The sequence below is a fragment of the Pseudomonas sp. genome (assembly GCF_030147005.1).
Classification (GTDB): domain Bacteria; phylum Pseudomonadota; class Gammaproteobacteria; order Pseudomonadales; family Pseudomonadaceae; genus Aquipseudomonas.
The window spans coordinates 1-9,551 of the sequence record NZ_JASLAW010000236.1 but is presented as its reverse complement, the minus strand read 5'-3'; the positions used below and the strand labels follow the sequence as shown (position 1 = coordinate 9,551).

Here is a 9,551-nt window from a genome sequence, read left to right as displayed (position 1 = left end):
CACCTTGAGCGAGATGGCCGGGATAGACCGGCATGCGCGCGGGGCCACGGTGACTTATCGCGAGCATCAGGTGGATGACAGCGGCACCCAGACGGATCGCCGCGCCACGGTGGTGTTCGAGAAGCAGGCCAGTGGCGCGCTGTTGTGGCGCCATCTGCACGAGACCTTTATCAAGGCCTGACGCGATCAGACTGATGCGATCAGAAAATGTGGGAGCAAGCCTGCTCCCACATTTCAGTTTTGCGCCTGGTCGACGATCACGGTGCAGGTGATACCCGCCGCCAGCAGCACGCCCTGCGGCACTTCATCGATATGAATGCGCACCGGCACGCGCTGGGCCAGGCGCACCCAGTTGAACGTCGGGTTCACATCCGCAATCAGCTCGCGGCTTTCGGGGTTGTCGCGGTCGTAGATGCCACGGGAGATGCTTTCCACATGGCCCTTGAGCGTCTCGCCGCTCATCAATTGCATGTCGGCTTTGTCGCCGATTTTCACGTGGGGCAGCTTGGTCTCTTCAAAGAAGCCATAGACCCAGAACGAGTTCATATCCACCACGGCCATCTTCGCTTCACCGATGCGCGCATAGTCGCCGCGATGCACATTGAGGTTGGTGACATAACCGTCGACCGCCGCCACGACACGGGTGCGCTTCACGTTCAGTTCAGCAGCTTCCAGTTGCGCCAGGGCATGCTGGTAATCGGCCAGGGCCGAATCGGCGATGTTGCTCGCGTCGTCGCGGTTTTCCCTGGAGATCACCAGGGCGTCGAGGTCGGCGCGGCGGTGGGCGTTGACCTTGCGCATCTCCCAGGTGGCCTTGCGTGAGGCCACCAGCGCTTGCGCTTGTTTCACCGCGATGCGGTAGTGCTCGGGGTCGATCTGCATCAGCAGGTCGCCCTTTTTCACTAACTGGTTATCGCGTACCGGCACGTCGACCACCTCGCCGGTGACGTCGGCCGCCACGTTGATGATGTCGGCGCGCACCCGGCCGTCGCGGGTCCACGGCGTTTGCATGTAGTGCACCCACAACGTGCGGCCAATCCAGATCGCCAAAGCCAGGACCAGCAAGGTCGCGAGCAGGCTGAAAAACTTTTTCATCGGGGCATTCTCAACGGTAGACGCTCAGCGCCAGGGCGCCGAACAGGCAAACGAACAGGCTCAGGCGCAGCAACGCCGGGTGCCAGAAAAACCGGTACAGGTCGAACCCGGCCAGGAAACGATCCAGGGCCCAGGCCAGTACGGCCGCGATCAGGAACATCAGGGTCATGGTCGGCATGTAGAGGCCGTGGAACGCGATTTCACGGGGCATTCATGGCTCCTTGCGTGGCGCCTTTGAGCGCCGCCAGCGGTGATTGCGGGTCGAGCAACGAGGTGCGGATAAAGTGCAGGTAGCTTTTCACTCGGCGCAGGGCCGACGTGTCGAAGTGCGGCGCAAAGGGTTCATCGGTGGCCTGCACGCGGCTGATCGCATGGTCGACGGCGATCAAGCCGCGTTCCAGGTTGCTGGCGCTCGGTTGCAGGAACAGTCGCACCAGTGAACGCCCCATCACGCGGATCGCCTGGCGCCAGGGCTGGGATTCGGCGTACGCCGGATGCACCGGCAGGATCGCCTGTTCCTTGCGCAACTCAATGATCGCGTGGCCGACCTCCAGCACCACGAACATCCAGCGCAGCAGATCGCGCTGCACTTGCGGCTGGCCGGCCGCGAGGCCGTAAGCCTGGTGCAGCAGGTCACGGGTGCGGCTTTCGAAACTCGACGCCAAGCCCTTGAGCTTGCCGCTGATCGCATACACCACTTGCTCGCGCAGGTCTTGCTCCAGACGCCGCCACAGCCAACGGCTATTGGGCGGCAGGATGATCGCCCCGGCCGCCGCGCACACCAGCATGCCGATGATCATGGCGATGTAGTCATTGATGAAGGTGTAAGGGTTGTAGAGCGTCAGGTTATCCGGCACCGAGCCGGTGCTGAAGAAGATCAGCAAGCCCACGCCGACCCCGGCGTACTGCGGGCGCGAGGCGAGGAAGGCGCCGAAAATGATCACGGGCGCGAGCATCGTGCAAAGCAATGGGAAGCCATCGATCCAGGGAAACACGAAGAACATTTCGACGAAGCCCACCAGCGCACCGATCAACGTGCCGCAGGCCATCTGGAAGGCCATGCGCTTGGGGTTGGGCGTGGCGGCGGACAGGCCGACGGTGGCGGCCGCAATCAACGTCATGGTCGCGCCACTGGGCCAGGCGGTGGCTACCCAGTAACTGCCGAGGACGATCAGGATGAACGAGGCACGTATCCCGGCGGCGGCGCAGGCCAGCCAGTTGGTTTTCGGCGTATAGGTCTGGTCCCAGTCTTCGCGCGCATGGCGGTGATCGGCCAGGGACGCGTGGGTTTGTGCGTAGTTGTGCAGGTCGTCGACGAAGCGATACAGCAATTCATAGGCGGTATGAAAATCCAATTGCTCGGCTTCGGTGGGGTCGCCTTCCTGAAAGGCCGCGCGCAGGCTGCGCACCTTGGCGGGCAAGCTGTCTTTGTAGGCGCTGAGCAAGTTGACCAGCCGCGCCGCGTCGGGGGTGGTCAGGGCGCGGCCGGAAAAACCGTCGAGCACTTCAGCCAGGTCCTGCAGGCCGGGCTTGATCGCCGCCACCACGTGATCGGCTGCGTCGGCGCGCAGCCGCGCCAGCAACTGGTGCAAGGCGTTAAAGCGCGTGGTGATGCTCATGAACTCGCTGTTGAGGCGGCTGAGACGGCCATTGCGCCTGCGCATATGCGGGTCTTCAAACACCGTGACGCTACGCAAGCCTTCCAGGCCGACAGCTTCGGCGATAAAGCGCACGTTGGCGCTTTCAAACCCTTCACGCCGGCTGCGCCCGCGCAGGCCGTCGGTGACGAACAACGCGAACACCCCAAAGCGTTGGTAGAGCGCATTGCGCATCGCGGCGCTGGAGGTTTGCGGCAGGATCGCGGCGCTGACCAGCGTCGAGCAGAGAATCCCCAGGGAGATTTCCAGTACCCGCCACACCGCCGCCATAAAAGCGCCGTCCGGGTGGGCCAACGCCGGCAAGCCGACCATCGCCGCCGTGTAGCCGGCGAGCACAAAACCGTAGGCGCGAAAGTTGCGGTTACGCGTGGCACCGGCGGTGCAAATACCCACCCAGATGGCCAGGGCGCCGAGGAACAGTTCGGTGTTCTGCGCAAACAACGCGATCAGCAGCACCATCACCGCCGACCCGGCCAACGTGCCGAGGAAGCGATAAAAGCTCTTGGCGAATACCTGGCCGCTCTGCGGTTGCATCACGATAAACACCGTGATCATCGCGGTGCGCGGCTGCGGCAGTTCCAGGCGCATCGCCAGCCACAGCGTGAGGAACGCGGCGAGCAGCACCTTGAAGATATACACCCAGGTCACGCCATCGCTGCGCGCCCAGTCGAAAAACCCACGGCGCCACTCAAGGGAGTGCAGCCAGCGCAGTGGTGCAGGCAGGGGAGTCATCGCCATCTACTCAGTGATCGAACACGGCCAGCGCCGCCGGAGTCTTGCTGGGGAGGGTTTTGTCGGCGTGCGGTACATCGTCGCCGGCACCGAGGCCACCGCCCAAAGCGGTCACCAGTTCGGCATGGGCGCTCAGGCGCGCGGCCTGTACTTGCTGCTCTATCTGCTGCTGGCGAAACAGCAGGGTTTGGGCGTTCAGCACGTTGAGGTAGTCGGTGAGGCCGCGTTGATAGGCGACGGTGGCGATGTCGTAGGTTTTCTGCGCCGACGCCACCGATTGCGCGGCGAACGACGCTTGTTTTTCCATAGACTCGCGGCGGATCAACTGATCACTGATGCCCTTGAGCGCATTGATCAGGGTCTGGTTGTAGTGCGCCACGGCAACGTCATAACCGGCGCTGGCTTCACCCAGCTGCGCACGTAGACGCCCACCGTCGAAGATCGGCAGGCTGATTGCCGGGCCGACGTTGTAATTGAATTTCTTGCCCGCCAGGAACGCCAGCATGCCGCCACCGGTGGCCATGTAACCGAGGCTGCCCGCCAGGTCGACGTTGGGGTAGAAGCCCGCATGGGCGACATCGATACCACGCGCCTGCGCCGCCACTTGCCAGCGACTGGCGACGACGTCCGGGCGCTGGCCGAGCAATTGCGCGGGCAAGTTCGAAGGTAACTTCAGCGCTGCGGCGAGCGCCAGGCTAGGGCGTTGCAAGTGCGCGCCCGCCCCCGGGCCTTGGCCGGCCAACGCCGCCAACTGGTTGCGGCTGAGGGCGATTTCCTCGTCCAGCGCGTCCAACTGACGGTGGGTTTCCGACAGCGGGGTTTCGGCCTGGCTGACGTCAAAGTGCGTGCCGATGCCAGCGTTCAGGCGTTTGTTGGCAAGGTCGAGAATCTGCTGTTGCTGGGCCAATGTGGCCGCGACGATATCGCGATCGGCGTAATGCAAGGACAGCTGGATATAGGCGCGCACCACGTTGTTTTGCAGCTCAAGCTGGGCTTGGCGTGCCTGGGCGACGCTCATATGGGCCAGGTCGACGGCACGCTCGGTGGCATTGCTCTCGCGGCCCCACAGGTCGAGGGCGTAACTCAAACCCAAGGATGAGTTGTTGTCCCACGTGTTCGCACCGCTCAACTCGCCGGGGCCGTAGAACTGATCCTTCGGCCAGTTATGGCGTTTGAGGGTGGTGTCGCTGTTTATCTGCAAGGACTCGGCCGACTCGGCCTCCCCGGCCATGGCCCGCGCTTGACGCACCCGCGCGGCGGCCTCGGCCATGCTGGGGCTGTCTTGCGTGGCGAGTTCGACCCAGCGGTTCAGTTGCGGGTCGCCGTAGGCCTGCCACCATTGCACGGTAGGCCAGTGCGCGTCGTTGGCCGCGCTCTGGATCGCTTCGTCGGTGGCCAAGTGGTTGGCGTCCAGGGACTGGCCCTGGGGGCCGATGCCTCCGGTGCCGATGCAGCCGCTGATTGCTAACGATAAAGCCCAAACACTGAGAGTCTTCAGCTCTCTGCTGATGCGACGCGGCACGGCTTGCGAATTCCTGAGGTGGTTGACGCGGGGGGAGTGGCGCAATTCTAGGGGGCATGAACGGGAACGATAAGCGGGCATTCCTGTGAATCTTTATTACCGTTCCGACGATAATCCCAGGCGGGGCACGCGCACGGTTCAGACAGTTTTCCTGGGGCACCGGAACTCGTCTTACATCGCCAGGCATCACCCGCCTGCACAATCGTGAGCCCGCCTGCCTCAGGAGCGCCCGATGCTTTCCATCCCCAGCCCACTGTCGCCCCCCCTGCCCCTCGACACCACCGCGGTTCTGCACAGGCAACTGCGCAAAAACCCGGAGCCTTTGAGCCCCGGCGCGCTTCCTCTGCAGAGAGATGCGCGCTGGATCGCCGACCATGTGCTGGAAAAGCTGGTACCACTTGCCGGCTGTCGTCGCGACAAGCTTGCCGTAGAAGCGCTTCACCACACACTGTGCAACAGCGAACAGCGGCTGGAACTGTCGGCCGATGAGCTACCGAATTTCTACACGTTCTTCAAAAAAGCCGAGCACCTGCTCAAGGCGCATCGCACCAGCAGAACCCCGGAAATAGAAGCCGATTACATACTGTGCCGTGCCCTGAAATGGCAGTTTCGCGCCGCGATCAGCGACGCCAGGCATGAGCGTCTGACACAGCGGCTGCTGACGTCGCTTTCCTATGTTCGCAACGGCGGGGAACGCCATAACCATCGTCATATCGGCTATGACTTCGCGCTGGAGTCGACGAGCCTGATCAGTGCAGGACCCCACTTGGCCATCGACTCGCACCTGCACATCGGCCCGGACCAACAGGTCAAAAGCACCCGTGTGATCGCCCTGCAGGGAAAACTCAAATCCACGCTGACGGACTTGGGTGATGTCCAGTCTCAGCACCAAATCGCGCTCGGGCATTTACTGTCCCGCACGTACGCAAGCCTGGAACATTACGCCGACAGCCGCAGCGGCTCGCTACACACCTCGCTGAGCGAAAGTATCGGGCGCACGCTCAGGCAACTGCGCAACCTGTTGAGCGACCATCACCACCTGCACCGAGACAGGGCCTATTCAGCGCTGAGTCAGCCCTACGTTCGGCAGACACTGAACCGCGCCGGCCTGGCCGGGGTGGAATTACCCGCCCTGCACGACGCCACAGCGCAGGTCATCAGTGAGCAAGGCATCGCATTGAATGCACAGGGCAAGATGGCGGTGGATTTTTTCAGCGTATTAAAAGTTAACTCCAGCCTGGGGCTGATCCTGCAACGTACTCACCTGCGCAAAGTACTGGATATTCTCGGCCTTCACGACATGGCTCCGGCACTGGCAAAGCAACAACTTGCCGGCTCCGGACACCAGGGTGACGACGCGATGACGCTGCTCACTGCGATGAAAGCCCACGTGGACTGCGCCAGCCAGCGATTTACCCTACAGGCCAGCGCCCCCTTACCGGCGTGCGAGCTGAGCCGCAGCCTGAGCGCGAGCCACCGGCAAGCCTGCTCGCTGCTGGAACGCTATGTGCAGCTCAAGGCAGCCTCGCGTATCGATCCTGAGCGGGACAGCGCCATACGCGGGTTGATCGATCAACACCGCGCATTGCTTCGACCCGAGTCGTTGAAGGTGTACAAACTCACAGCCCAGTCCCAGACGCTGAGCGGTTCGGCCGGCATCACGGCTTCGTCGCAAGCCGAGACCGGCAAAGGGGTAACGATTGAAGTCAGCCACCGCAAACGGGATGACCCCCATCTGAGCGGTGATTACCTGGCGATTGACATTGCCCCGCTCAAATCTGCCAGTGCATTAAAAAAAATTCTTGGCCAGGCGTTGTCAGCCCTTGGCGAGCAGACGTTTGAGTGGACCAACTTGATCCATTCGATCAGCGAGTCGCTGCTCGACCCCGCCAAACCGTCCTCCACTCACGTGCTGGTCAAAATCAAGCACGGTGAACCGGTGCTGCTGCTCACCCGCCATACGGTGAAAAAAGACCGCGACCTGACGCTGCCGGACCCGGTCAAGCAGTGCAGCGGCCTGGACCTGCAGTCCCTGCGCACGAAGCAAACCTTGCGCAAGGAGCAGGTGGGCAATCAATCCCTGGACCATCTGTTGCCGGTAGCCCGCCACTGCCTGCACCCCCCCGGTCAACGACACGCCTGGGACACTTACCTGCAGCAACATGCCGATGACGTTCAGGCACTGCTCGACACGATCGGCCGGCAGTGCCCTGGCACGGTGCTGAGTGCAGAACTTGACGCGCTCAAGCGCATCAGCCCGGCGCTCACCTTGGCGGTCGAAACATTGACGCAACATGCGCACACCGCCGGTGAAGCCCCTACCGCGGAAAATCGTCGCCGAGCGCTGGCGGCGTTCAATCATGTGTTACTGGCCTACCTGCCGCACTACGAGGCGAAAGTCAGCGAGGCCTGGACGCTGTCCTAAACAGGCAAGCCGAGCGGTTCCACACCTGCGCGCAACTTCATGTCACAATTTGCCATCTCCCTTGAGAACACCCCATGGACACCTTGCAAAACATGCGCGCGTTCAGTTGCGTTGCAGAGGCCGGCAGTTTCACTGCCGCCGCCGCGCAACTGGACACCACTACCGCCAACGTCTCGCGCGCGGTCTCGAACCTTGAGGCCCACCTGCAAACCCGCTTGCTCAACCGCACCACCCGCCGCATCGCGCTTACCGAAGCCGGCAAACGCTATTTGCTGCGCTGTGAGCAGATCCTCGCTTATGTCGAAGAAGCCGAAGCAGAAGCCAGCGATGCCCATGCGCGCCCCGCCGGGCAATTGAAAGTGCACACCATGACCGGTATCGGCCAGCATTTCGTGATCGACGCAATCGCCCGCTACCGCCGCACCCACCCCGACGTGACCTTCGACCTGACGCTCGCCAACCGCGTGCCGGACCTGCTCGACGAGGGCTATGACGTGTCCATCGTGCTGGCCAGCGAACTGCCGGATTCCGGTTTCGTCTCGCAACGCCTGGGCATCACCTACAGCATCGCCTGCGCCTCGCCGGAATACGTCAAGGCCAAGGGCTGCGCACAACGGCCCCAGGATTTGCTCAACCATGCCTGCCTGCGCCTGGTCAGCCCGGTGATCCAGCTGGATAAATGGACCTTCAACGGGCCCGAAGGCCAGGAAAGCGTGGCAATCAACACCTCGCCGTTTCTGGTCAATTCGGCCGATGCGATGAAAACTGCAATCACCAGCGGCATGGGCGTCGGCCTGCTGCCGGTGTACGCCGCCATCGAAGGGTTGCGCAACGGCACACTGGTGCGCGTGATGCCGACCTACCGTTCCCAGGAGTTGAACCTGTACGCCATCTACCCGTCGCGCCAATACCTGGATGCGAAGATCAAGACCTGGGTGGAATACCTGCGCGGTTCGTTGCCGGAAATCCTGGCGGCGCACCAGGCTGAGCTGGTGGCGTATGAGTTGAGCGGTGGCCTGGGTGGCGTGCGGATGGCGAACTGAAACTCACCTGACAGCACCTGCCGAATGTGGGAGCAGGCCCCACATTGGTTTGGCCGCAGCCTGACAACGCGGGTCAGGAATGTTAGGTTGCTTGGCATTCTTCCGGAGTCGATGAGCCCGCCTGCCATGAAAAAGACTGTCCTGGCCTTCAGCCGTGTCACGCCGCAAATGATCGAACGCCTGCAACAGGATTTCGAAGTGATCGCGCCCAACCCCAAGCTGGGGGACATCAATGCCCAGTTCAACGAAGCCCTGCCTCACGCCCACGGTTTGATCGGCGTGGGCCGCAAGCTGGGCCGCGAACAGCTTGAAGGCGCGCGCCAACTGGAGGTGGTGTCCAGTGTGTCGGTGGGCTACGACAACTATGACGTCGCGTACCTCAATGAGCGCGGGATCATGCTCACCAATACCCCTGACGTGCTCACCGAAAGCACCGCCGACCTGGCGTTCGCCCTGCTGATGAGCAGTGCGCGCCGCGTGGCCGAACTGGACGCCTGGACCAAGGCCGGCCAGTGGAAAGCCAGCGTCGGCGCGCCGTTGTTTGGCTGCGACGTGCACGGCAAGACCCTGGGCATCGTCGGCATGGGCAATATCGGCGCGGCCGTGGCCCGGCGTGGGCGCCTGGGCTTCAATATGCCGATCCTGTACAGCGGCAACAGCCGCAAGAGCGCACTGGAACAGGAGTTGGGCGCACAGATGCGCAGCCTGGACCAGTTGCTGGCCGAAGCGGATTTCGTATGCCTGGTGGTGCCGTTGAGCGACAAGACCCGTCACCTGATCAGCAGCCGCGAGCTGGCGCTGATGAAGCCCAGCGCCATCCTGATCAACATCTCCCGTGGCCCGGTGGTGGACGAGCCGGCGTTGATCCAGGCCCTGCAAACCCAGCGCATTCGCGGCGCCGGGCTGGATGTGTATGAAAAGGAACCGCTGGCCGAGTCGCCACTGTTCCAATTGAGCAATGCGGTGACGCTGCCGCATATCGGTTCGGCGACCCATGAAACCCGCGAAGCCATGGCCAACCGCGCCCTCGACAACCTGCGCAGCGCTTTGCTCGGCCAACGCCCGCAGGATCTGGT

7 protein-coding genes and 1 pseudogene are annotated in these 9,551 nt (G+C 62.8%); 4 read left to right on the top strand and 4 right to left on the bottom strand.

Features of this window, described 5'->3' with window-relative positions; translation table 11 throughout:
- A pseudogene (locus Q1V60_RS22345) lies at nucleotides 1–181 on the top strand (DUF4440 domain-containing protein); the annotation flags it as partial.
- A 53-nt stretch (nucleotides 182–234) separates the two neighbouring features.
- Here the strand turns inward: Q1V60_RS22345 and Q1V60_RS22340 are convergent.
- Genes Q1V60_RS22340 through Q1V60_RS22325 form a run of 4 tightly spaced genes read right to left on the bottom strand, consistent with a single transcriptional unit; the run spans nucleotide 235 to nucleotide 5,007 of the window.
- Nucleotides 235–1,095 (bottom strand): HlyD family secretion protein, encoded by an 861-nt coding sequence (locus tag Q1V60_RS22340; RefSeq protein WP_300634900.1) that lies wholly within the window; start codon nucleotides 1,093–1,095, stop codon nucleotides 235–237.
- A 10-nt stretch (nucleotides 1,096–1,105) separates the two neighbouring features.
- Nucleotides 1,106–1,306 (bottom strand): DUF1656 domain-containing protein, encoded by a 201-nt coding sequence (locus tag Q1V60_RS22335; protein ID WP_003171907.1) that lies wholly within the window; start codon nucleotides 1,304–1,306, stop codon nucleotides 1,106–1,108.
- Nucleotides 1,296–3,485, bottom strand: coding sequence for an FUSC family protein (locus Q1V60_RS22330; protein WP_300634898.1), 2,190 nt, complete (start codon nucleotides 3,483–3,485; stop codon nucleotides 1,296–1,298). Before Q1V60_RS22330 ends, Q1V60_RS22335 begins: the two co-directional genes overlap by 11 nt.
- 10 nt (nucleotides 3,486–3,495) lie before the next feature.
- Complete coding sequence (locus Q1V60_RS22325; RefSeq protein ID WP_300634897.1) at nucleotides 3,496–5,007, bottom strand: efflux transporter outer membrane subunit; 1,512 nt, start codon at nucleotides 5,005–5,007, stop codon at nucleotides 3,496–3,498.
- 232 nt (nucleotides 5,008–5,239) lie between these two features.
- On the opposite strand from Q1V60_RS22325, the gene Q1V60_RS22320 reads away from it, so the two are divergent.
- From Q1V60_RS22320 to Q1V60_RS22310, 3 genes are all read left to right on the top strand, one after another.
- A complete protein-coding gene (locus Q1V60_RS22320) occupies nucleotides 5,240–7,432 on the top strand; it encodes a hypothetical protein (protein WP_300634895.1) in 2,193 nt (730 codons plus the stop codon).
- Nucleotides 7,433–7,506: 74 nt separating this feature from the next.
- The gene (locus Q1V60_RS22315) at nucleotides 7,507–8,475 is read left to right on the top strand and encodes a LysR family transcriptional regulator (RefSeq protein WP_057724639.1); all 969 of its coding nucleotides are present in this window, start codon (nucleotides 7,507–7,509) and stop codon (nucleotides 8,473–8,475) included.
- Nucleotides 8,476–8,601: 126 nt separating this feature from the next.
- On the top strand, nucleotides 8,602–9,551 hold a 950-nt coding region (locus Q1V60_RS22310), incomplete at its 3' end, for a D-glycerate dehydrogenase (RefSeq protein WP_300634892.1).